Source organism: Aurantibacter aestuarii, assembly GCF_003008425.1.
GTDB lineage: Bacteria > Bacteroidota > Bacteroidia > Flavobacteriales > Flavobacteriaceae > Aurantibacter > Aurantibacter aestuarii.
Map to the genome: position 1 here is coordinate 651,484 of NZ_PXOQ01000009.1, position 25,194 is coordinate 676,677.

Annotated in this window: 21 protein-coding genes, 1 other RNA gene and 1 pseudogene; 8 read left to right on the plus strand and 15 right to left on the minus strand. The window is 32.3% G+C overall.

What is annotated here, in order from left to right; all coding sequences use genetic code 11:
* The first annotated feature begins 108 nt into the window (after positions 1-108).
* Both C7H52_RS09610 and miaE (C7H52_RS09615) read left to right on the plus strand, forming a co-directional pair.
* Positions 109-3,111 carry a beta strand repeat-containing protein gene (locus tag C7H52_RS09610; protein WP_106463686.1) on the plus strand — a complete coding sequence of 1,001 codons (3,003 nt, stop codon included), beginning with the start codon at positions 109-111 and terminating at the stop codon, positions 3,109-3,111.
* Positions 3,112-3,229: 118 nt separating this feature from the next.
* Positions 3,230-3,811 carry a tRNA-(ms[2]io[6]A)-hydroxylase gene (gene miaE, locus C7H52_RS09615; protein ID WP_106463687.1) on the plus strand — a complete coding sequence of 194 codons (582 nt, stop codon included), beginning with the start codon at positions 3,230-3,232 and terminating at the stop codon, positions 3,809-3,811.
* A 121-nt stretch (positions 3,812-3,932) separates the two neighbouring features.
* Here the strand turns inward: miaE (C7H52_RS09615) and rnpB are convergent.
* Positions 3,933-4,239: RNase P RNA component class A (gene rnpB / locus C7H52_RS09620), an RNA gene on the minus strand.
* A gap of 81 nt (positions 4,240-4,320) precedes the next feature.
* Between rnpB and C7H52_RS09625 the strand changes: the two genes are divergently transcribed.
* From C7H52_RS09625 to C7H52_RS09645, 5 genes and pseudogenes are all read left to right on the plus strand, one after another.
* Complete coding sequence (locus C7H52_RS09625) at positions 4,321-5,277, plus strand: hypothetical protein (protein WP_106463688.1); 957 nt, start codon at positions 4,321-4,323, stop codon at positions 5,275-5,277.
* A 94-nt stretch (positions 5,278-5,371) separates the two neighbouring features.
* Positions 5,372-7,110 (plus strand): annotated as a pseudogene (dnaX, locus tag C7H52_RS09630) (DNA polymerase III subunit gamma/tau).
* A 31-nt stretch (positions 7,111-7,141) separates the two neighbouring features.
* A complete protein-coding gene (locus C7H52_RS09635; RefSeq protein ID WP_106463689.1) occupies positions 7,142-7,687 on the plus strand; it encodes a hypothetical protein in 546 nt (181 codons plus the stop codon).
* A gap of 27 nt (positions 7,688-7,714) precedes the next feature.
* A complete protein-coding gene (gene miaE, locus C7H52_RS09640) occupies positions 7,715-8,296 on the plus strand; it encodes a tRNA-(ms[2]io[6]A)-hydroxylase (protein WP_106463925.1) in 582 nt (193 codons plus the stop codon).
* Positions 8,297-8,361: 65 nt separating this feature from the next.
* On the plus strand, positions 8,362-9,345 hold the full coding sequence (locus tag C7H52_RS09645) for an alpha/beta hydrolase (RefSeq protein WP_106463690.1): 984 nt from the start codon (positions 8,362-8,364) through the stop codon (positions 9,343-9,345).
* Positions 9,346-9,426: 81 nt separating this feature from the next.
* Here the strand turns inward: C7H52_RS09645 and C7H52_RS09650 are convergent, their stop codons facing one another.
* From C7H52_RS09650 to rpsA, 10 genes are all read right to left on the minus strand, one after another.
* Complete coding sequence (locus C7H52_RS09650) at positions 9,427-9,960, minus strand: porin family protein (protein WP_106463691.1); 534 nt, start codon at positions 9,958-9,960, stop codon at positions 9,427-9,429.
* An 82-nt stretch (positions 9,961-10,042) separates the two neighbouring features.
* Entirely contained in the window at positions 10,043-10,954 is a 912-nt protein-coding gene (locus C7H52_RS09655) for a Ppx/GppA phosphatase family protein (protein ID WP_106463926.1), read from the minus strand.
* A gap of 1 nt (position 10,955) precedes the next feature.
* A complete protein-coding gene (gene ppk1, locus C7H52_RS09660) occupies positions 10,956-13,013 on the minus strand; it encodes a polyphosphate kinase 1 (RefSeq protein ID WP_106463692.1) in 2,058 nt (685 codons plus the stop codon).
* A 37-nt stretch (positions 13,014-13,050) separates the two neighbouring features.
* Positions 13,051-13,539: a SixA phosphatase family protein gene (locus C7H52_RS09665; protein ID WP_106463693.1), complete on the minus strand. Its 489-nt coding sequence runs from the start codon at positions 13,537-13,539 to the stop codon at positions 13,051-13,053.
* 1 nt (position 13,540) lies between these two features.
* Positions 13,541-14,188: a pyridoxamine 5'-phosphate oxidase gene (gene pdxH, locus C7H52_RS09670; RefSeq protein ID WP_106463694.1), complete on the minus strand. Its 648-nt coding sequence runs from the start codon at positions 14,186-14,188 to the stop codon at positions 13,541-13,543.
* Between the two features lie 73 nt (positions 14,189-14,261).
* The gene (locus tag C7H52_RS09675) at positions 14,262-15,167 is read right to left on the minus strand and encodes a ribonuclease Z (protein WP_106463695.1); all 906 of its coding nucleotides are present in this window, start codon (positions 15,165-15,167) and stop codon (positions 14,262-14,264) included.
* Positions 15,168-15,209: 42 nt separating this feature from the next.
* Positions 15,210-15,542, minus strand: a complete 333-nt coding sequence (locus C7H52_RS09680; protein ID WP_106463696.1) for a ribonuclease Z — start codon at positions 15,540-15,542, stop codon at positions 15,210-15,212.
* A 2-nt stretch (positions 15,543-15,544) separates the two neighbouring features.
* Positions 15,545-16,474 (minus strand): aspartate carbamoyltransferase catalytic subunit, encoded by a 930-nt coding sequence (locus tag C7H52_RS09685; protein ID WP_106463697.1) that lies wholly within the window; start codon positions 16,472-16,474, stop codon positions 15,545-15,547.
* Positions 16,475-16,549: 75 nt separating this feature from the next.
* Positions 16,550-17,089 (minus strand): bifunctional pyr operon transcriptional regulator/uracil phosphoribosyltransferase PyrR, encoded by a 540-nt coding sequence (pyrR, locus tag C7H52_RS09690; protein ID WP_106463698.1) that lies wholly within the window; start codon positions 17,087-17,089, stop codon positions 16,550-16,552.
* Positions 17,090-17,253: 164 nt separating this feature from the next.
* Positions 17,254-19,086, minus strand: coding sequence for a 30S ribosomal protein S1 (gene rpsA, locus C7H52_RS09695; RefSeq protein ID WP_106463699.1), 1,833 nt, complete (start codon positions 19,084-19,086; stop codon positions 17,254-17,256).
* Between the two features lie 281 nt (positions 19,087-19,367).
* Between rpsA and C7H52_RS09700 the strand changes: the two genes are divergently transcribed.
* A complete protein-coding gene (locus tag C7H52_RS09700) occupies positions 19,368-19,748 on the plus strand; it encodes a LysM peptidoglycan-binding domain-containing protein (RefSeq protein ID WP_106463700.1) in 381 nt (126 codons plus the stop codon).
* A 279-nt stretch (positions 19,749-20,027) separates the two neighbouring features.
* Here C7H52_RS09700 and C7H52_RS09705 read toward each other — a convergent pair whose 3' ends face one another.
* From C7H52_RS09705 to lon, 4 genes are all read right to left on the minus strand, one after another.
* Complete coding sequence (locus C7H52_RS09705; RefSeq protein ID WP_106463701.1) at positions 20,028-20,768, minus strand: hypothetical protein; 741 nt, start codon at positions 20,766-20,768, stop codon at positions 20,028-20,030.
* A 44-nt stretch (positions 20,769-20,812) separates the two neighbouring features.
* Complete coding sequence (gene cmk, locus C7H52_RS09710; protein ID WP_106463702.1) at positions 20,813-21,508, minus strand: (d)CMP kinase; 696 nt, start codon at positions 21,506-21,508, stop codon at positions 20,813-20,815.
* Complete coding sequence (porQ, locus tag C7H52_RS09715; protein ID WP_106463703.1) at positions 21,505-22,527, minus strand: type IX secretion system protein PorQ; 1,023 nt, start codon at positions 22,525-22,527, stop codon at positions 21,505-21,507. Before porQ ends, cmk begins: the two co-directional genes overlap by 4 nt.
* A 62-nt stretch (positions 22,528-22,589) precedes the next feature.
* The gene (gene lon / locus C7H52_RS09720; RefSeq protein WP_106463704.1) at positions 22,590-25,040 is read right to left on the minus strand and encodes an endopeptidase La; all 2,451 of its coding nucleotides are present in this window, start codon (positions 25,038-25,040) and stop codon (positions 22,590-22,592) included.
* Positions 25,041-25,194: the final 154 nt, after the last annotated feature.

The window sequence follows — 25,194 nt, forward strand, 5'->3', positions numbered from 1 at the left end:
TATAGTATATAATTAAAGAATAAAAGTATAAAAATGTTATATACTTAAAACTGTATTTATCTGAGTCACTTATAAATTTGAAGAAATAATTTAAAAGCCTAAAGTCAGATGAAAAAAATTTTACATTTAATCCTTATCATATCTAGTGTTTCCTTTGCTCAAGTTGGTATTGGCACAGTAACACCAAGTGGTTCTTTAGAAATAGTTAGTAATAATGAAGGATTAATTATTCCTAGAATTGCGCTTACCAGTACAACAGATAATACTACAGTACAGACATTAACCGTTTCAGAAATTATTTATAATACAGCTTCGATATCCGATGTTACTCCTGGTTTTTATTATTGGAATGGCACAATATGGATTCGTATAGGCTCTGAAGCTTCAAACTCTTGGGAATTACTAGGCAATTCAGGAACTATTCCTGGTACAAATTTTATAGGTACAACAGATGCACAAGATTTAGTTTTTAAAACAAATAATACAGAAAATGTAAGAATTGAGAAAGACAATGGAAATCTTTTAGTTGGTGGAACCTATCCAAGTGCAAGACTATTTCTCAATACACCTAATACAAATACTACAAACAATTATGGCCTAAGAAGTATTTTAGAATCTAACTTAGGCACTTTAGGTAGTTACTCGGGCTACTTTGTAAATAACACAAATACTTCAGGTTGGAAATATGGCTTAAGATCTAATATTTCATCTGCTGGCTCAGGAAGAAGGTATGGTGGTTATTTCCAAACTTATGGCCCAAATGTCGATCATTCATCACAAGTGACAGGAATTTTAAATGAGGTTTTCATGGGAAATAGAACTGCATCTGGAACAACCAGTCATTTCGGGATAAAAAACACACTATCGCTTTCCTCTGGTAACCATACAACAAGCGGAGATTTTATTGCGTTTGACAATACCACATACGGTTCCGGAAATATTAATAATGCCAATGTATTTGGCATATTTAACCAAGTAGAAGTTCAAGGTAATGGTAATAGATATGGTGTATTTACTAATTTCCCGCTAGATGAAAACACAGGAAATGGAAATAAATATGGGTATTTTTCTTACATCCATCCTTCTGCTGGAGGCATACATTATGGACTATATTCTCAAGTAACTAAAGCAAATTCTTTTGCTGGTTATTTTTTAGGTAGAGTATCGATAGGTACTGCGGTAGGCAATGAATATATCTTACCATCTACAAGAGGTACAAATGGTCAAATAATGGTTACAGACGCGACTGGTAATGTAACTTGGGCTAACCCTTCCGCTGGAGGAAGTGACGCAGATTGGTATGCAGAAGGGACAACAGCTGCTCCTACTAATATTACTGATAATATTTTCACCAATGGAAATGTAGGAATTGGAGACAACACCCCAGATGCTAATTTAGACATAGCAAGCTCTGGAGATGCTAAAATTATTATTGAAGCAGACACAGGGAATGGTGCTGAAGACAACAACCCTGAAATACAACTGATTCAAGATGGAGGAGCTGTTACTGCGAGTATTCAATTAGAAGGAAATACTGGCGCTGTTTCGACAGGAACTGGAGAAAATGATTTACTTATTAGAACGACTCATCCTTCATCAGATATTCAGATTTTACCTGTAGACAATTTAACTACGACTTTTAAGTCAAATGGTCAAGTTCAACTTAACGAATATACAACTGCTACAACATTTACTGGAACCGCAACATCACTTTTAGCAGTAGATAATGTAGGTAACATAATTCAACAACCACTAGCTGCCACTAGTACAGATTGGTCAATAGTTGGTAATGCTGGAACAACCGCAGGTACTAATTTTTTAGGCACAACAGACGCTCAAGATTTATCTTTTAGAACCAATAACACAGAGCAACTACGAATAAAAACTTTTGGTACGTTATATACTCCTAACCTTTATAGAAACACTTCGCTAGGAGATTTTGCTCTTGGAGAATTCCAAACCGGAACAAATACCTATAATACTGCTATGGGATATGCAGCTGGTTATCCAATAACATCGGGAACCAGAAATACACTTGTTGGAGCATTTACTGGCAGAAACATGACAACTGCAAGAAGAAACACAGCTATTGGTTACTATTCCTTATATAACTTAACTACAGGTGAACAAAATGTTGCAATTGGTAGAAATGCACTAAGGGACATTACAACTGCTTCAAATAATGTAGCTATTGGAGATCAAAGTCTGGAAAAGCTTGGAACTTTTAATGGTAGAAACGTTGCTGTAGGTCGTTTTACTTTAAGTGATATGGTGAATGGTAATTATAATACGGTTCTAGGTTTCCAATCTGGTGTTTATATGGATAATGCAGAATATAATATTGGCATTGGAGCTTTTTCTATGGGTAGTACTCGATCTGGCGGTGTGGCTACAGGTGCTTCATCTCACAATATTGGAATTGGTACCTCTTCATTATCTGAGATAAATTCTGGTTCTCACAATATTGCAATGGGAGAACGAAGTTTACACTTGGTTTCTTCGGGTTCAAATAACTTATCATTAGGAAACAGATCTGGAAGCCTTTTAACTACAGGCTCTAATAATATTTTCTTAGGTGCGTTTGCGGGAGATTTATTAACCACAGAAAGCAATCTATTATATATTGAAAATACAAGTACTAACTCACCTTTAATTGGTGGTAATTTTAACACCAACAGAGTTGGTATTAATGTAAATACTACATCAGGGTTAACACACACCTTAACTGTTGGCGGTAATGTAAGAGCTACAGCTGGTTTTAGCACGCCTACAAACACGTATCCAGATTATGTTTTCGAAAACTATTTTAATGGAAGTTCTACTATAAATTCAGAGTATAAATTTACTAAGCTAAGAGAAGCCATTATATTTGTAAAAGAAAATGGACATTTACCAAATGTAAAATCTTTTGAAGAGATTAAAGCTAATGGTATGGCTATTGATTTAGGTGAAACTTCAATTAAAAACCTAGAAAAAATAGAAGAAAATTTCTTATATATTTCTGAATTAAATCAAAAATTAGAAGATTCTAAAAAAGAAAACGAAACACTTAAAAATCGTATTGAAAAACTTGAACTCTTAGTTTTAAAATTAATAGAAGAAAATAAATAAGTAAACCTACTTACTTATCATGCAAAAAAGCGCTTAATATAGTTTTAAGCGCTTTTTTTATCATTAAATTTTATATTATAAAATAAAACCGTGTATTTGCATAAAGTTAATTGTCAAAATGCTTCACCTCAAATTAGATACCGACCCACGTTGGGCGAAAATAGCAGAACAAGATTTAGAAGAAATTTTAAGTGATCATGCTTGGTGCGAACAAAAAGCAGCCACCAACGCCATAACTATAATTACTTTAAATTCTGAACATGAAGATTTGGTTGAAGAACTTACCGAGTTGGCACAAGAAGAATTAGAGCATTTCCAGCGTGTTTGTAAGCAAATTAAAGCTAGAGGATACAAATTAGGTCGCGAGCGCAAAGACCATTATGTAAATGAGCTTTACAAGTTTATGAATAAAGGTGGAAATCGCTTACAAAGTATGGTAGATCGTTTATTATTTTCAGCAATGATTGAGGCACGAAGCTGTGAACGCTTTAAATTACTCCACAAACATATTGAAGATGAAGAGTTATCTCAATTCTATTACGAATTGATGGTAAGTGAAGCTGGACATTACACGACTTTTATCACTTTAGCCCGAAAATATGGAAAAGGTATAGATGTTGAAAAACGTTGGCAGGAATTAGTGACTTTTGAAGCAGATTTAATTAAAAATTACGGAACACACGGAAGTATTCATGGATAGGGTTTAGGGTTTAGTAAAGTTTAAATTTAAACACACGACTAACAAATAAAACACTAAAAATAACTAACAATTGTACTCTAGACTGGGAACTGCCAACTGAAGACTGAGTACTGTAGACTTAAAAAAAAGCAGATCTATAAGCCGAATTCTGTACTCTTAAAAAGAGCCCTTATCATTTATCTACATGTTATGTTACCATAACACTCTAGCTCTCTACCCTTTAACATCACGCGTGTACGTTCAAACGTTAATTTACATGAGATTGCACCACATAGAGTTTACCTGGTTTCACTACAGCATGACCTGTACATACTTTCTGTTGCACTTTTCCTAGCCTCACGACTGGTGGCTGTTAACCACTATGCTTACACTTTGGTGTTCGGACTTTCCTCATCTTAAAACTAAGATGCGATAAGGCGACCTGCTTTAAGCTACAAAAGTAATCTTTTATAGCTATTAAAGCTTAAAATCTATTAAATTTGCGACTTTTAAAATTTTAAAACAATCAAATGAAAACAATTTATTCAATTTTAGCATTTTTATTATTAACAACTACTTCAGGTTTTGCACAAGGAAAAGCTGTTCAAAAATTAATTAAAAACACAAAAGATCTTACGTCAAGACCATTAAAAGTAGTTTTCAAAAAAGAAACTAAAGAAAGTAATTTACAATATAACACTATGCTTAAAGAAGCAATAGAAAGTGAATGGACAATAAACAAAGATATTGCATTTATATCTTATGAAGAATTTAGAACGCTTTATAAAAATAAAAATAGCACATATGCTTTTTTGAGACAAGAAAATGGATCTACCACAGGTAGCAGTATGTTTAGTTCAAATGGAGGCTTACCAAAGGTTAATTCTGGAAGTGGAGAAACAAGATTTGAATCATCACAAAAATTTTCAAATTTAAATTTAATAGGTTTTGATTCAAAAGGCAAAAAAATTAGTGTTTACCCAATAGACTTTAAACTTGATAAAAACTCTGATAAAGCAGAATACTATATTCTTATACAAGATTTTCAAAATAGACTAATATCATTTTTAAACATACCATCTAATACAAAAAAAATAAAAATGAAAGAAGCTAAAGCTATGATGGCCAAAGCACTTTTAGAACAAAAAGAGAATATAAAAAAGCTAGAAAGCAAAATTCTTTATATAAATGAAACGTCTTTATCCGAAAAAAATAAAACGTATTTTAAAGATTTTTATAAATTTGATTATAAAATTGTAACCAAAGAAGAAATTTACAAAGCTGTTTTAGATAACGATGACAACATTGTAATTCTTTACTCTGACAGTATCAGAACTGCTAGCACAGGACAACAATTAGTGTTTTTTAATGACATGAAAAATATGAGCACCATCAGTTTTGGCAATCCTAATGGAAATGTTTTTGATTTGTTTTCAAAAGAAATATCTAAGAAAGACTTAGAAAATCTAAAGAAAACTTTAAAATAACCTTCTGTTAATAACTCCATAAAAACAAAGCTCAATTTAATTACTAAATTGAGCTTTGTTTTTCTAAATTTGTGATAACAAAATAAATTAGCATTTGGAACATTTTGTAGTATCGGCACGTAAATACAGACCACAAACCTTTAAGGATGTTGTTGGTCAAGATGCTATTACAAATACGTTGTTAAATGCTATTGAAAATAATCATTTAGCACAAGCTTTATTATTTACAGGTCCACGTGGTGTTGGTAAAACCAGCTGCGCGCGTATTCTGGCTAAAATGATTAATGCCGAAGGTCATGATGAAGCAGATGAAGATTTTGCTTTTAATATTTTTGAGTTGGATGCAGCTTCTAATAACTCGGTAGACGATATTAGAAATTTAACCGACCAAGTGCGTATACCACCACAAGTTGGAAAATACAAGGTGTATATTATAGATGAGGTGCACATGCTGTCTCAAGCTGCTTTTAACGCCTTTTTAAAGACGTTAGAAGAGCCACCAAAACATTGTATTTTTATTTTAGCGACCACCGAAAAGCATAAAATTATCCCAACCATTTTATCGCGTTGCCAGATTTTCGATTTTAAACGAATTACCGTTACCGACGCTAAAAATTATTTAAAATATATTGCTGAAGAACAAGGTATTACTGCCGAAGATGATGCTCTACATATTATAGCTCAAAAGGCAGATGGCGCTATGCGAGATGCTTTATCTATTTTTGATCGTGTGGTAAGTTTTTCAGGTAAAAACTTAACCAGACAAGCCGTAACAGAGAACTTAAACGTTCTAGATTATGAAACCTACTTTACCTCTACCGATTATATCTTAGAAAACAAAATTCCAGATTTATTGGTTCAATTTAATGACATCTTATCTAAAGGATTTGATGGTCACCATTATATTGCAGGTTTGGCTTCACATTTTAGAGATCTTTTAGTGTGCCAATCTCCAGAAACTATTGCTTTATTAGAAGTAGGCGAACAAACTAAAGAGAAGTACGCGCAACAAGCCCAAAAAGCAAGTCAGGATGTTTTAATTCAAGGTATAGATTTGGCTAATGCAACCGATTTGAAATATAAGAGCAGTAAAAATCAGCGTTTATTAGTAGAGCTTTGTTTAATGCAACTAGCGTCTTTAACGCACGATTCTGCTAAAAAAAAAAGCTTAGCCGCTACATAATATCTCCTTCATTTTTTAGAGCAAAAGGTATAGAGCCTATTAAAGTAAATCCAGCTGTTTCAACAGAACAAAAGGAAAATACTCAGCAACCAAAGCAAGAAATAGCTCAAGAAACAGCAAACAAGCTTAAAACTTCGGAACCCGTTAAGGAAAATCCGCCAAAACCGAGAGTTCCTTTAGATTTATCAGGAAAGAAAACTTCAGGTTTGTCTTTAAAAAGTATTCGCGCTAAAAAAGAGCATCAAATAAAGCAAATGGATGTGGTGGTAGATGAAGAAGATTTACCAACAGATGCGTTTACAGAAGAAGCTTTTTTAGAAGCTTGGAAAGCTATTCTAAAAATTACAGAAGACAACAGACAAATGAATCTGGCCTCTATTCTTAATATGGATCAACCCAAATTAGACGGCGCAACAATTCATTTAACCTTTCCTAATGAAACCAATAAAATTGAATTAGAACGTAATTCTTTCGAAATTTTAAACTTTTTACGAAAACAATTAAATAATTACAGTATAGGCTTTAATATTACTATTAATGAAGTCTTACAAACTAAATTTGCCTATACACCGCAAGAAAAATACGAGAAGTTAAAAGAAAAAAATCCAGCAATCGATTTTTTAAGATCTACCTTCGATTTAGATTTGTAACTTAACGGTTTAATAAACAACGTACTTTAACATGAAGTCTATTTTATCTTTTGGGTTATTAATAAGTATTATTTGCACGTTTTTAAATTGTGATGGTCGTGATCGATTGAAAGATCATAAAAAAACGAGTTTAGCAGCATTCAATCAACAAAAGTCGTCAAACACAAATATTACTTATATTCCTGAAAGCTATTCTGAAAAAGTTACGGATACAATTTTCTCTAATGGATATCATGTTTATATAAAACAATACACAGTTAAGGACAGAAGTATTAAAGTAGAAAAAAAGGATCAAATTAATGTTTTTAAGGATACCAATACAGATATTAAAGTTTCACTTAATAATGAAATTATATTTGATAAATCTTTCTCAATTAAGGATCCTATAATTACTGAACATTTAAGTCAATTAGAGTTAGAAAATTTCTATTTAAGAAATGTCTGGACAGAAAAACTTGATAAATATTACCCAGATGTACCTTGTATTTTGATGGATTTTTTTAATCCTAAAACTATGTTTTCTACTACAGTAATGATTACTCCATTGAAAGATGAATTTATATTTGTAGAACTATAATTTTAAACTATGGAAGACGCTATAAAAATGTTAGGCCTTAAGTTACCAACAGATCCAAGATGGGTAAATATCGTAGAGAAAAATGTGGAAGATATTTTAACAGACCATGCCTTTTGCGAACAAAAAGCTGCTAGTACTGCCATTTCATTTATTGTAAGTTTCCCAGAATATAGCGATTTAGTGACCGAAATGACCGCTTTAGTTAAAGAAGAAATTAGTCATTTTAAAATGGTACACGATAAAATTTTAGAACATGGCTGGACCTTAGGTAGAGATAGACGTGACGACTATGTTTTAAAACTAGTTACCTTTTTTCCAAAAGGCGGTAGCAGAACGACACAATTGGTGCACAGATTGCTTTATGCTGCTTTAATTGAAGCCAGAAGCTGTGAACGCTTTAGATTATTAAGTGAGCAACTAAAAGATAAAGAACTTGCAGAGTTTTACCGTAAACTTATGGTAAGCGAAGCAAATCATTATACCATGTTTTTAGGTTTTGCAAGACAATATGGCGACCGCAAAGAAGTAGACCAGAAATGGCAAGACTTGTTGACTTTTGAAGCTGAAATTATGAAAGATTTAAGCAAGAGCGAGTCTATCCACGGATAATATTAGGGTTTAATTAAACCATAATCAATTTTCGTGGTCTTAACTATAGACCAAAAGAAATTTAAATGAAAATCTATTTTTTTTATTTGTGTGCTGCGCTTATTGTTTTATGCAGTCAAACTGAACACTTTCTGCAGATAAATAATAATTCACCCAAACTAACATCTAAACCAACTTACAAGGTACTTATTGATGAAGATATTGTTTATGCTGAAGGATTAGTACATAAAGATATCAATAGTCCAGATGCTTCTGTACTTCCACTTAAACTGGATGTCTATAAACCCGACAATCAAACTACAAATAGACCAGTTTATATGTTCATTCATGGCGGTGGATTTTCTGGCGGATCTAAAACTCAAGAAGCGGTTGTAAATTTAGCCCACTATTATACCTCTAGAGGCTGGGTTTTTGTTTCGATAGATTACAGATTAAAAAAACATAAAGGAACAGTTCCCAAAGAATGGATTCATACAGCTAAAGAAGTTCCCAGTTCTAAAGCAAATCAATTTTTAGCTATTTATCCAGCAGTTAGAGATGCTAAAGCCGCTTTAAGGTGGGTAGTTGCACATGCTAAAGATTATCATATTAACACCAATTACATTACTGTTGGTGGCGCTTCTGCGGGTGCTATGACCGCAATTGCTTTAAGTATCTCTAACCTGGAAGATTTTAGAGATGAATTAACCATTACACAAGATTCTACCTTACATACAACACATATAGACGAAACCTACCAGATTAAAACCTTAATTAATCTTTGGGGCTCTAAAATTGCTTTAGATGGATTGGAAAAATCATATAACGTTAATAGATTAAGTAAGAATGCTCCAGCATTATTTACTGCGCATGGAACGTTAGACCCCATAGTACCATTTAGTCATGCAGAAGTATTAAACTCAATATACAAGAACTTTGAAATTCCGCATGCCTTTTACCCTTTAGAGAATAAAAAACACGGGGTTTGGAACGGTACAATTAATTCTAAAAGATTAGAAGAATTAGCGTTTAATTTTATTGTAAAACAGCAGAAATTACAAGTAGATTAGAAGAATACGATAATTATATATACAATAAAAAAAAAGTCCAACACATGCTGTGTTGGACTTTTTTTTATTGTTAAGCGTGGATTACATTTTTAAACCAAATCCAAACTGAAGATTTTTATTTATAGCATCTAATCCTGTTTCATCATCAAAAACATTTGTTAAGCCATAAGAAAAACGAGCATCTACAAAAAATACATCTGTAATCATATAAGTTAATCCAGCAATACCTGCGTAAACTATATTTTGGAAACCATCTTCATAATCGTGTGCTTTTAAACTTACTTGTGGACCAACACCTAAAGCAATTTGGTCACAAATTTTGTAACTAAACAGAACTGGTAATTGGATATAATCTAAACGTAATCCATCATCTTTAGCACCTTCAGCTGAAAATTGAATCTCAGGCATTATAGAAAACTTTTTAGAAATACCATAATCGGCAACAAAACCAATTGCAAACCCATTTCTGTGCGCGTTTAAAACCCCTTCTGGAACTTCTGGACTAAAATCTAAGTTTGTAACGTTTAGACCTACTCTAGCACCAAAAAGATTTTCCTGAGCAAAAGTGCTTGTGATACTTAAAAGTAAAAAAACAAAAAGTAAATTTTTTTTCATCTGGATTTAAATTACATTAAAATTATAAGTAGCTAATATAATTTTTTTTTTGATAAGATGCATATACTAATAGACAAAGCGCTTAATTTATCTTTGAATGGCTAGAAACCGTATTGTTGTATATACTTTTTATGATACCATCAGACAATCCTATCTTCGGAACATAGATGTTTTTTGCATTACTCCATTTCATTGCAGATAAATAAATCCGGCATGCAGGTATAATTACATCGGCTCTATCTTGGTTTAAATCTAGATTATAAATACGTTCTTCATAAGAATATTCCTGAAGCATTTTATAATAAGAGCTTAAATAAAAATAAGTTAAAGGTTTACTTTGCTGTTTTCCAGAGAGTTTAAATATTTTATTAATATTTCCTCCAGAACCAATCACCGCAATGTTTTGATAACTTTTAGTTTTTTCGTTTATCCAAACTTCCAACTCTTTCCAAGATTCACTAGAAACAATATCTTTTAATAAACGAACAGTTCCTATTTTAAAAGATTTAGAATCTATTTTTTCCCCTTTATGAATAATAGAAAACTCCGTACTTCCACCTCCAACATCTACATATAAATAGGTTTTATCTAATTCTATATAGGCATTCAAATCTGTAGCTGCAATAATAGTTGCTTCTTCCTCACCATCTATAATGTCTATGTGTATATTGGTTTCTTTAGCTATAATTTTAGCTAAATCATGTCCATTTTTTGCTTCACGCATTGCAGATGTTGCACAAGCTTTATATTTAACCACTCGATGAGACTTCATCAGTAGTTTAAAAGCTGTCATTGTATTTACCATACGTTCACTGTTTTCTTTAGAAATTTTGCCTTTTACAAAGACATCTTCTCCAAGTCGAATTGGCACTCGTACTAAAGAACTCTTTTTAAACTGTGTTGGTTTACCTTTAAATTCAACAATATTAGAAATTAATAAACGTACCGCGTTAGACCCTATATCTATAGCGGCATATTTTTTTATGTTAAGCATATTATTGGTCATTTAAATGTGCTTGCAAAACATTATAGGTTTCAAATTGAGACCTTAATTTTGGTTTTTTATCTTTTTTATAGGAATTATTTCCTGCCTGATTTATAATTCTTGCCTTCACATTATCATTCCAGCAAAGATCAAATATAGTTAATAATTGTTTTTTAATAGACTCGGCGTAAATAGGACAACTTACTTCTACCCTATTTTCAATATTTCGAGTCATCCAGTCTGCTGAAGAAATATATATTTTAGGGTCGTTATCGTTACAGAAAATATAAGTTCTGGTGTGCTCTAAAAATTTATCGACTATACTTATAACCTCTATGTTTTCACTCATGCCCTTAACTCCAGGAACTAAACAACAAATACCACGCACAATCATTTGAATTTGAACTCCAGCACGACTTGCCTCATAAAGCTTATCTATCATTTTATAGCTTGAAATACTATTCATTTTTAATCGAATGTAAGCTGGTTTACCAGCCTTTTTATTTTCGATTTCTTTATCTATAAGTTTATAAAAGGTATTTTTAGTATAATGAGGCGAGGTTACAATATGTTTATAACGGTATATCTTATAGTTAACTTCAAAGAAATTAAAAACTTTATTTATATCCTTTAGGATTTTAGAATGTGATGTAAACAGCGTGAAATCCGTATAAACACGCGCGGTTGACTCATTAAAATTACCCGTACTTACAAAGCCATAACGTTTTAATTTTCCATCTTCTTCTCGCTCTATCACACACATTTTACTGTGAACTTTTAAGCCTTGAACTCCAAAAATTAGATTAACACCTTCACGTTGCATTTGTTCTGCATACTCAATATTTGCTTGCTCATCAAAACGTGCTTGAATTTCCATAGAAACCGTAACTTTTTTACCGTTTTTTGCAGCGTTTATTAGAGAACTTGCCACTTGAGAAATTTCTGCTAATCTATAAATAGTTATTTTTATAGACTTCACTTTAGGGTCTAAAGCCGCTTCTCTTAAGAATTTAACTACGTAAGAAAAGGTATGGTATGGTGTATATAAGAAATAATCCTTTTTGTCTATCGCTTCAAAAATACTTGTTTCAAGACTCAAACCTTTTACAGGTAATGGTTCTATTTTTTCATAAAGCAAATTGGTTCTTCCTAAACTAGGAAAACTCATATAATCTCTACGATTATGATATCTTCCACCAGGAATTCTACTGTCGGTGGAATCAATCCCCATTTTATGAATAAAAAATTGCAAAGTATCTTTAGCGATGGTTTTATCATAAACGAAACGTACCGGTTCGCCTTCTTGGCGCTCCTTAACACTATCGCTTATTTTTTCCATAAAACTCTTACTTAAATCACTCTCCAAATCTAATTCTGCATCTCGAGTGATTTTAATCATATGCGCCGATATTTTTTTATAATCGAATATGCTAAAAATATCATTTAAACAAAGCCTTAACACATCATCGACCATTATAATATAGTCTTTACCATCTTTTTGAGGTAACACGATAAAACGGTCCATATTTTTAGAAATCTCAATAAGCGCATATTGATGCTTGCCTGTTTTTAAGTGCATATTTATTGCTAAATAAGCCGCACTATCCTTAAGATTTGGAAGATCGATATCTTCATTTAAAATAATAGTCACAAGTGCAGGACTAATTTTCTTAATGAAATAATCTTTTAAAAACTCGGTTTGATTTTGGTCTAGTTCATCTTCTTTAATAATGAATATATCTTCCTGTTCTAATTCATTTTCAATAGCACTTAAAATTTTTAAGCTATCGGTCTGTTGTTTAATTACAATTTTTGTAATTAACTCCAATAATTCTGAAGCTGTTACGCCACCTAACTCACTTTTCCCTGCTTTACCTGCATAATCTATACGTTTGACAGTAGCATATCGCACTTTAAAAAATTCATCTAAATTATTAGAAAAAATTCCTAGAAAACGCATACGCTCTATAAGTGGTACGGTTTTATCTCCCGCTTCTTGTAATACTCTTCCGTTAAACTGTAACCAGCTTATTTCACGATTTAAATAACTATTATGTGTTTTGGTCATGGTTTGATTTTGAAAAACAAATATATTTTAATTTGGTTTATTTTAAAGATTTAGGATATAATGTTCTGATTGTTAACCCTTTCTTAACCTTGCTCCAATTGTCTTGTTCAAATTGAATTTGAACTAAACCCGAAGTTGGGATATTATCTATAAATTTAGATCCTAATTGACTGGCTAATAAAGTAAATGTTGGATTATGCCCGAAGATAACTAATGTATTTATATCATTTGGAGTGGATGTAATAACATTAAAAGCTAATTCTCCAGAAAAATCGTATAAATCATTGTTTAAATAAGTGTTTACAGATGACCAATCTAGATGCTTAATAAAAATTTCACTGGTTTGTTTGGCCCGTTCTGCATCACTAATAACAATTTTATCAGGTTTTAAAAAATCCGATTCTTTTAAATGCTTCGCCATTAATGCGGCATCTGTTCTACCTCTTTTTTTTAAAGGGCGCTTATGATCTGGAAGATCATGTTTCCATGAAGATTTTGCATGTCTAATTAGGATAAGTGTTTTCATATTAAGGTTGTAATCGGGTTTTAGACCATGTTTTATGGTCTTGAAGCTTAAATAAAATTCTGTCATGTAATCGATTTGGTCGACCTTGCCAGAATTCTACAGATATTGGTTTTACAATATAGCCTCCCCAAACTTTTGGTCGTTCTACAGGTTTAGAGCTATATGCTTGCTCCAATTGCTTCAACTGATTTTCTAGTAATTCTCGAGTTTCTATGGGCTCACTTTGGTGAGATACCACTGCTCCTAATTGACTACCTTTTGGTCTAGATTGAAAATAAGCATCACTTTCTGCTTCAGATATTTTAGACACCTCACCTTTAATAATAACCTGACGCTCTGCTTTTTCCCAAAAAAAAGATAAGCATACCTTCGAATTTACTTTTATAGCTCTACCTTTTTCACTTTTATAATTGGTGTAAAATATAAAACCTTCATCAGAAAATTTTTTTAATAATACAATTCTACTTTTAGGAAAACCATCTGTGCCAATAGTAGAAATTGTCATTGCATTGGTTTCGGTATCTTTAAATCTCTGGTCTACTTCATTAAACCAAGTTGTAAAAAGCTCTAATGGCTTTTCTGGCGTATTATCGAGTAATAATTCACCATATTCGTATGATTTTCTGTAATCACCTAAATCTTTTTCCATACTATAAAATTAAACCTTTTTTTTAGGTTTTATATAGCATTAAGCAAGTCTTAACAAAGTTTTTTGTATTCCGCTAGATATCGAAAACCTTACCGTCATCTGCAAGATAAACTGGAGAATAGATGGTCTCTGCTTCTTCTTTAAAAGCATCTAAATTATCATATCTTGTAGAATAATGGCCTAAAATTAACTGCTCAACATTTGCCAGCTTGGCAATTGCAGCAGCTTGTTTGGCTGTAGAATGTTTTGTTGGTGCTGCAAGTTCTATATGCTGATCTAAGAATGTAGACTCATGATAAAGCGCAGTAACGCTTGAGATTAGCGGAATAATGGATTCATTGTAAGCCGTATCACTACAAAACGCATAACTTTTTGGTGGAGCGGCTGGTTTAGTCATTAACTCATTACGTACTATTACACCTTTCAAGTTAGGAACATCTGCTCCTTGTTTAAGTTTTCTGTAATAAGCTACGTCTATACCTTCGTTTAAAACGGCGTTCATATCTAACTTTCTATCGCCTTCTTTTTCTCTAAACAAAAATCCGTTAGTATAAACTCTATGATCCAAAGGAATGGTCTCTACAGTAACCTTTTCATCTTCAAAAATCAATTCACTTTTATTATTAGTGAGCTCATGAAATATCAAGTTATAATTAGTCCATGAATTACCTAGTTTTAGCTGAAGTAATATAGATTCTTTTAAACCTTTTGGCGCATAAATGTGCAAATCGGCTTCTCTACCAAGTAGTCGAAATGTAGAAATTAAACCCACCAAACCAAAACAATGGTCTCCATGTAAATGAGAAATAAATATATGTTTTATTCGGTTGAACTTTATTTTATGTCTTCGCAATTGTACTTGCGTACCTTCTCCACAATCAATTAAAAACAAATGATTATTTATTTCTAAAACTTGAGCTGTAGGGTTTGTAAAAGTTCGGGGCGTTGCACTGTAGCAACCTAATATATTTAATTTCATTTTGTTGGTAAAAAAGGGCTATTATAGAAAGAAATTACATGATTAAAATCCTAAATCACGCTCCATATCTTCCATTTCTATAATATCATAAGCTTCTTGAAGGCTTGGTACCACAACAATTTCATCTGGAGACTTACTAGAATCAAAACTTTCGGTAACAATAACAAAGGAATGTTTTTTTGCTCTATGTTGATTAGATATTTGTAAAAACTCAATAATATCTTCCAATACGATAGATTTAATGCTAGTTAAATGAACTATAATATTCTGGTTTTTGAACTTTGGATAAAGAGCTTCAATTTTTTTAACAAGTTCAATTATAGTTGCTTTTTCTTGAGTTATAATTGAAGTATTTTCGTTGGTATTTATAATCATAATTAGTTTTTTATTTTGGAAGCTAATAGGTAAATAACTGCCATTCTTACAGCTACTCCATTTTGAACCTGATCTAAAATTATAGATTGTCCAGAATCGGCCACATCACTCGTGATTTCTACACCACGATTAATTGGTCCTGGGTGCATAATAACAATTTCTTTATCTAATGAATCTAGTAAGTTTTTATTAACTCCATATTGTTGGGTATATTCTCTTGTAGATGGAAAGTAACTGATAGCCATACGCTCATTTTGAACTCGAAGCATGTTTGCCACATCGCACCAGTTTAAGGCTTTACGCAAATCGTGCTCGACTTTAACTCCTAGTTTATGAATGTGTTGAGGAATTAAAGTATTTGGTCCACAGACCATAACATTTGCTCCTTGCAGTTTTAATGCATAGATATTAGACAAAGCCACACGGCTATGCAAAATATCACCAACAATAACTACATTTTTACCCGCGACCTCTCCTAAGCGCTCTCTAATAGAAAAAGAGTCTAATAAAGCTTGTGTTGGATGTTCATGCGCTCCATCTCCTGCGTTAACTATAGCTGCCTTAATATGCTTAGACAAGAAAACTCCAGCTCCTGGATTTGGATGGCGCATAACTACCATATCCACTTTCATAGACAAAATATTATTTACAGTATCTATTAAAGTTTCTCCTTTTTTAACCGATGATTGTGCTGCTGAAAAATTAATAACATCTGCAGAAAGACGTTTTTCAGCTAACTCGAATGATAGTTTTGTTCTTGTTGAATTTTCAAAAAATAAATTAGCAATAGTAACATCTCTTAGGGAAGGCACTTTTTTTATCGGGCGATTAATGACTTCCTTAAAGTGATCTGCGGTTTCAAAAATTAAATCGATGTCACTTTTTGTGATGTATTTTATGCCTAGCAAGTGGTTTACACTTAGTTCGTTCATTTTTTTTACTTTTGGCTTCTAGCTATTAGCTATTAGCTATTTAATCAATACCTTAAGTTTTTAATTCTTATAAATTTAATTTTTCACCAAATAAACCGCATCTTCATTTTCATTCTCGATCCAGTTGACTTTTACTTTCTCTCCTGTTATAGCATCTACTTGTCGCCCTCTATAGTTTGGTTGTATAGGTAGGTGCCTACTAAATCGTCTATCTATTAAAGTTAATAGCTCCACTTCTTTAGGCCTTCCAAAAGATTGGATTGCTGTTAATGCTGCATTAATACTTCTACCTGTGTATAACACGTCATCTATAAATACAACTTTTTTATCTTCAACTAAAAAATCTATTTGTGTTTTGTTGGCTTCTAAAGGTTTACTTGTTCTTCGGAAATCATCACGGAAAAAAGTAATATCTAAGTGCCCTAATTTTAAGTCTGAAATTTGATAATCTTCTTTTAAAATAGAGGCAATTCTATTGGCTAGAAACTTTCCTCTTGGTTGTAAACCAATAAGAACCGTGTTACTGAAATCGTTATGATTTTCGATTAATTGACAGGCTAATCGATGAAGAATAATAGTAATTTCTGATGCATTAAGTAACACTTTTTGGCTCATAATTTTTCTAACCTGTTTGTTTTACAAATGTAAGTGAAAAAATTATAGATAACAATTTGATAATTTATATTATTCTCAGTTATCATTTATAAAAAAACCTCTCGTTTCCGAGAGGTTTTTCATTTATAGTTAAAAAGATTTCTGCCTAGACAGATGCGGTACGATTATTTCTTACCGTCCATTTTATCTTTTAATGCTTGTAATGCATCATTAGCGTCTCCTAATGTAGGTTTTGCTTCTGCTGCTTGAGCTTCAGCTTTTTTAGCTGCTGCTTTTACGTTTTGCATTTCTTCTGCTTTAAAGATAGCTGTATGAGAAGCTACTACACGCTTAAATTCTTTATTAAATTCAATAATAACAAATTCAGCAGTTTCACCTTTCTTAATTTGCTTACCATCTTCTTTCTCTAAGTGACGAGAAGGAACAAAAGCAACGATATCCTCGTTAAACTCGATAGTAGCACCTTTATCTACAACATCTGTTAATTCAGCTGTATGTTTAGTACCAACTGCAAATTCAGTTTCATACTTATCCCATGGGTTAGAAGTCGTTTGTTTGTGACCTAAAGATAATTTACGTCCTTCAACATCTAATTCTAATACCACTACATCTAATTTATCACCAACGTTACAGAATTCTGATGGATGCTTGATTTTCTTAGTCCAAGATAAGTCTGAGATGTAAATTAATCCATCAATACCTTCTTCTAATTCAACAAAAACACCAAAGTTTGTAAAGTTACGTACAATACCTGTATGCTTAGAACCTACTGGATACTTAGATGTAATATCTGTCCATGGATCTGGGTGAAGTTGTTTGATACCTAAAGACATCTTACGATCTTCACGATCTAAAGTTAGAATTACTGCTTCAACTTCATCTCCAACATTTACGAAATCGTTAGCCGAACGTAAGTGTGTTGACCAAGACATTTCAGAAACGTGAACTAAACCTTCAACACCATCTGCTACTTCAATAAATGCACCGTAATCTGCAATTACAACTACTTTACCTTTTACTTTATCTCCTACAGCAACAGTTTCTCCTAATGCATCCCATGGGTGCTTAGATAATTGCTTAAGACCTAATTGGATTCTTGATTTGTTTTCGTCGAAATCTAAAATTACAACGTTTAACTTCTGGTCTAACTCAACAATCTCATTTGGATGGTTGATACGAGACCAAGATAAATCTGTAATGTGAACTAATCCGTCTACACCACCAAGATCGATGAATACACCGTAAGAAGTAATGTTTTTAACCACACCTTCTAAAACTTGACCTTTCTCTAATTGACCAATAATTTCTTTTTTCTGCTCCTCGATATCAGCTTCAATAAGTGCTTTATGAGAAACCACAACGTTTTTAAATTCGTGATTAATTTTCACTACTTTAAATTCCATTGTTTTATTTACGTAAACGTCATAATCTCTAATTGGCTTAACGTCAATTTGAGAACCTGGTAAGAATGCTTCAATACCAAATACGTCTACAATCATACCACCTTTTGTACGACACTTAACAAAACCATTTACGATTTCGCCAGTTTCATTTGCTTTAATAACACGATCCCAAGCTTTGATAACTCTAGCTTTACGATGAGATAATACTAATTGTCCTGTTGCATCTTCACGCACATCAATTAATACTTCTACTTTATCGCCAACTTTTAAATCTGGGTTGTAACGGAATTCGTTTAACGAAATTACACCTTCAGATTTAGCGTTAATATCAATAATTGCATCACGATCTGTAATATGAATTACAGTTCCTTCTACAACTTCGTCATCTAAAGTGTCAACGAAATTTTCTGATACTAACTTTTCAAATTCTTTTAACTGAGAATCTTCAACCTCATCAATACCTTCTTGGTAATTGTGCCAGTTAAACTCTTTTAAGAATTTTTCAGGGTTTGCTTGAGCTTCAGATACTACTGGAGCTTGAGTTGCTTTTGCTTCAGTTGCTTCAACTTCAGCGTTGTTTTTGTTTTCAGCCATGTTTGTTTGCTGATTAAAATTTTGTATTCTGAGTGTTTAGATTTATTTAAACGACTGACACACAGAAGTGTTAAAAATAGTTTTTAGTTCAATTCCTTTTAAAAAATCATTTGCCGTTAAAAGGACTGCAAAAATACTATAAATTATTAAAACAGACAACAGGTAACGTATTGAAAATCATTCTTTTTTAAACTTTAAGTTTTATTTAGCGATTAACCTCATTTCTTTTTACTGAAAAATGGTATATTTAAGCCTATTAACAATCAAAAACATATCAAATTATGGCAGTAAAAGCAAAATATCAAAAAGTATTAGACTTAGGAGAAAAATTAAATATTCAAAATGGAGATGTTTCAGAAGAAAATGGTGTTTTAAAGATAAAAGGTACCGCTGCAACTCCTTACGAGAAAAATTTATTATGGGACCAAATAAAAGCTGCTGGCGGAGAAAACCCAACAGATGTACAGGCAGATATTAGAGTTGCTGACGAATCTATTTATGCTAGACACACCGTTGAGAAAGGTGAAAGTTTAAGTAAGATTGCTAAGCATTATTATGGTGACCCAATGAAATACAAGGCTATTTTTGAAGCTAACACAAACATCTTAAAAGATCCTAACGTTATTCACCCAGATCAAGAATTAGTGATTCCGAATATGTAATTGTTAGAGGTTTTATGTTAAACGAAATCTAAAAAATCCCAGTTGAATGTTTTCAAATGGGATTTTTCTTATCGTATTAAAAATTAAAATATAATTTGGTTTGTTAGAAATTCATTTTTAACTTTCTTTCATTTATACAACTCAAAGACAGCATAGCAGTAAGTAAAAAGAAATTGATTGTCACTAACCCATTTATTGATTTCACTATACTTACAGTTTTTAGCACAAACTAAAAAAATTGTTAACACAGTATTATGAAATTTTTCAACTTATGCTTTACTAATCTAAACTATCGACTATTTTCATGTAAACTTTTTTGTTAAATAGTATTCTTTTATAGTACACAGTTAGCTTACTAGTACTATCATCTATCTCAGTTTTTTTTATGTGCTGTTGAGACACAAACCCTTTTATTATTTTTTCTCCAGACGAATCTAAATTTATCCAAAATCGAACTTTATTTGTTTCTTCATTGCCCCGAAAAGAATCAATACGCTTAACATTATCATAACTGTTTTCAATATGAGCCGCTAATAAAGTTCTATTTTCATCAACTTTACCTACATATTCTAAGCTATGAATACTCTTCCCTAAATTTAATGTATCACTTATATGTAAATCAACGAAGTAACTCCTATCTTTAAGTATATTCCCATTTGAGTCATAAGTAATATACTGGTTAATTTGAGGTGCTTTTTTATCTGAAAAAAAAATTTCTCTTTCCTCTAATAATCGTTTAGATTTGGAACTGTATATATTAAACCAAATCAAAGTGTCATTTTCAAAAGGGTTATTCTTTTCACCAACCTTAACTAAATTAGTATAATCAAGAAGAGAATCTAGGATATAAACATATCTATTATTTTTATTTCCCCTATTATTATTTGGATTAAAGGCAGAGATATCTTTTGTGACAGAAAAATTTATATTTTCTGACTTTTTAATATTGGTTTCTTTATTATTACAGCTAATTAAAATAATACAAAAAAATAATATTGTTATTTTTATTATCAATTTCATTGTCAAAATATTTATTAGTATTGCATATTTAAACTAAAGACCTCCTACTTCAATCCGTCTATAGTAATTGTAGCTATATGTAACACTTTCGCAAATTGTTCCTCACGTGTAAGGTGAGAATTATCAATTTCTGTAGCATCTGCAGCTTTAATTAAAGGGGAATCTTCTCTATGAGAATCTATATAATCGCGTTCCTGAACATTTTTTAGTACTTCGTCAAACTCTACTTCATCACCTCGCTCTATAAGCTCATCAAAACGACGCTGCGCTCTGGTTTGTGCAGACGCAGTCATAAATATTTTAAGTTCTGCGTTAGGAAATACTACTGTACCAATATCTCGACCGTCCATAACCACGCCTTTATCTTGCCCCATTTTTTGCTGTTGTTTGACCAACAAATAACGAACTTCTGGAATAGCCGCAACTTTACTTACAAATTTAGAAACTTCTAAAGTCCTTATATCGTGTTCTATATTTTTTCCGTTTAAATAAACTTCTGCAAAACCTTTATCTGAATTAAACTGAAACGAAATCGTAATATCGTCCAATTTCTCTACAAGAGCTTCAACATCAAATGCTTCAGAAGAAATATAATTATGCTGCATAGCAAAATAAGTTACAGCTCTATACATAGCACCAGAATCTACATAAACATAACCTAAATGTTTTGCTAATTGTTTGGCAACTGTACTTTTTCCTGTAGATGAAAACCCATCTATAGCTATGGTAATTTTTTTCATTCTCTTAAATCTATTTGCAAACCAAAGAAACTTACATTTGATGCTGCCGCATAACGTGCATGGGTATAACTAAACTTAAGTTTATTAATTTTCACTGCAAAACCGGCTGAAATCCCTGAAAAGTTTCTTTGATCATTAATACGTAATTCTTCTGCTCTTCTAAAGTTATAACCCAATCGGATATTAAAACCTTTATCTGGAAACAATTCTGCTCCCAAAATAGTATGCCTTATAACCTGACCTAGAAAGCCCACCTTATCTTCTTCAATATTACCTTCTAAATCGGTTTCAATACGAGCTGGATTAGGCTCGCCAATAGGCCACTGTTGAAGATTCTCAAAGGTAAGATGCCAACGTAAAGGTAAATTCTCTAAAGTTTGTGACAACCCCAAATTAATTTCCAATGGCAAAGTCTCTTTAAGTCCTGCATAGGTTGTAATTTGGGTTCCTAAGTTTCTCACCACAAGAGTTGCTTGAAACTCTAGACGCTCATCTATATAAAGCAATCCTAAGTCGGTTGCTGCACCAAAAGAACTGTATTGCTCTAAGCTGGATGTAATAAGTTTTACATTGGTTCCTGCATAGAAATCGGAATAGCCAATTTGCCAAGCATAGCCTAAAGATAATGCTGCTTCATTTCCTGTAAACTCACCGGTAGCAAGGCCATTTTCGTCATAACCATCAAATTGTCCGTAATTTACATAAGTCATTCCTGCGTGAAAAGTCTGAGTACGTCTATCCCAGGTATAGGCGTAAGCAGCCGTACCATATGAAATATCTCCTAAATAATTACTATAGTTAACCGCAAGCTGATTATCCATATTAATATTAATGGTCGATGGATTATATAAGGCTTGAGTAACGTCGTAGTCTACATTTGTAAGTACTTTACCTCCTAAAGCGGCTTGTCTTGGAGACGACACCAGATTAAGAAATTGATAGGTTGAATTCCCTCCTAACTGCGCAACCGCAACTCCAGAAAGTAAAAACCCAATAACAAAAAAGTAAACTATTTTCATGCAGGCGCAAAGTAAATAAATCTATCTTAGAACGGATTAAAGATAGATTTATTTTTTACGTTTTATTTTATGCTTTTAAAATTACTTACTTTTTTATTAGTAATGGCTAATTTTATGACATCTTTCATATCGGAAACATAATGAAACGTTAAGCCTTTTAAATATTCTGGTTTAATCTCCTCAATATCTCTTCTATTATCTTCACACAATAGTATTTCTTTAATCCGTGCACGTTTAGCTGCTAGAATCTTTTCTTTAATACCTCCAACTGGTAAAACTTTACCTCTTAAAGTGATTTCCCCTGTCATTGCAAGACTCTTTTTCACTTTCTTTTGAGTAAATAAAGAGACTAAAGACGTTAACATGGTTACCCCTGCACTTGGTCCATCCTTAGGTGTTGCGCCTTCTGGTACATGAATATGTACATTATATTTATCAAAAATTCCCGATTCTATCCCAAACTCGTCTGCATTAGATTTAATGTACTCCATTGCAATGGTAGCAGACTCTTTCATTACTTTTCCTAAGTTACCAGTTATAGATAAATTTCCTTTTCCTTTAGATAAAATAGATTCTATAAATAAAATATCGCCTCCAACACTAGTCCATGCTAAACCTGTAACTACACCAGCCACATCATTATTCTCATATTTATCACGTTGTAATTTAGGACTACCTAAAATTTCAACAATATCATCATTAGTAATTTTCACGTTATACGCTTCGTCCATTGCTATATTTTTTGCTGCGTAACGCACCATTTTAGCAATTTGCTTTTCTAAACCTCTTACTCCAGATTCTCGCGTATAACCTTCTACAATTTTTTCTAGTTGTGGTTTAGCTATTTTAATATCTTTTGCTTTTAAACCATGCTCTTCTATTTGCTTTGGTAATAGGTGCTGTTTAGCAATTTCTACTTTTTCTTCAATAGTATAGCCAGTAACATTTATAATTTCCATACGGTCACGTAAAGCCGGCTGTATGGTGTTTAAACTATTAGATGTTGCAACAAACATAACCTTAGACAAGTCGTAACCCATCTCTAAAAAGTTATCATGAAATTCTTTATTTTGCTCTGGATCTAAAACTTCTAGCATTGCAGAAGATGGGTCTCCTTGATTTGAATTAGACAACTTATCAATTTCATCTAAAACAAATACCGGATTAGACGTTCCTGCTTTCTTAAGACTTTGGATAATACGTCCTGGCATAGCACCTATATAGGTTTTTCGGTGCCCTCTAATTTCCGCTTCGTCTCTTAAACCTCCTAAAGAGATTCTTACATATTCACGACCTAAAGCTTCTGCTATAGATTTTCCTAAAGACGTTTTACCTACTCCAGGAGGTCCATATAGACATAAAATAGGCGATTTCATATCGTTACGCAATTTTAAAACTGCCAAGTATTCAATAATACGTTTCTTTACATCATCTAAACCATAATGGTCACGGTCCAGAATTTTCATAGCACGTTTTAAGTCGAACTTATCTTTACTAAACTCGTTCCATGGTAAGTCCAGAAATAAATCTAAATAATTACGTTGAATCGAATAGTCTGCAACCTGCGGATTCATACGCTGAAGCTTGGCAATTTCTTTATTAAAATGCTTCGCCACCTTTTCGTTCCACTTTTTAGATTTAGCACGCGTTTTCATTTCTTCCAGCTCTTGGTCGTTATTAACACCACCTAATTCTTCCTGAATGGTTTTTAATTGCTGATTTAAGAAATACTCACGTTGCTGTTTATTCATGTCCGTCTGGACTTTGGACTGAATATCGTTTTTCAAAGTTAATTTTTGCACTTCAATATTTAAAAAACGTAGAGTTTCTAAAGCTCTTTCTTTTAAGTTTCCAATTTGAAGTAATTTTTGTTTTTCAGGAACAGTTAAATTCATGTTAGACGAAATGAAACTGATTAAAAAACCATCACTTTCAATATTTTTAATAGCAAATGAAGCCTCACTAGGAATATTAGGGCTTTCCTTTATAATTTGAAGTGAAATTTCCTTAATAGTTTCTATGATTGCCCTAAACTCTTTATCCTTTTTTGGATTGACACTTTCAACTTCCTTAACTGTTGCTCTAATGTAAGGTTCTTCTTGAACAACTTGGTCTAAAGCAAAACGTTTTTTACCCTGAATAATAACAGTAGTATTACCATCGGGCATTTTTAAAACTTTTAAAATACGAGCTACAGTACCTACATGATGTAATTCTTTTGCTGAAGGATCTTCTATAGTTTCATCTTTTTGGGCAACTACGCCAATAACTTTAGAGCCTTTATTAGCATCGTTTATAAGTTTAATGGACTTATCTCTTCCAGCTGTAATTGGAATAACTACTCCTGGAAACAACACGGTATTTCTTAAGGATAGTATTGGTAAAGATTCCGGAAGCTCTTCATTATTGATAGCGGCTTCATCTTCTGGCGTCATTAATGGTATTAATTCTGAATTTCCATCAAAATCTTGGAGTGACAAACTGTCAAGTGTTAAAAAATCTGATTTTTTCATAGATATATTTGAGCCAAAGTGTCATTTATATTATGCACTTTGGAGGATGTTTTATTAATAAATACTTGTATTACTTAGTAGTTCAATATATATGCCACAGACGTTTTATGGCATAAAAAAACCCGCAATTTGCGGGTTTTAAACTTTTATTTTT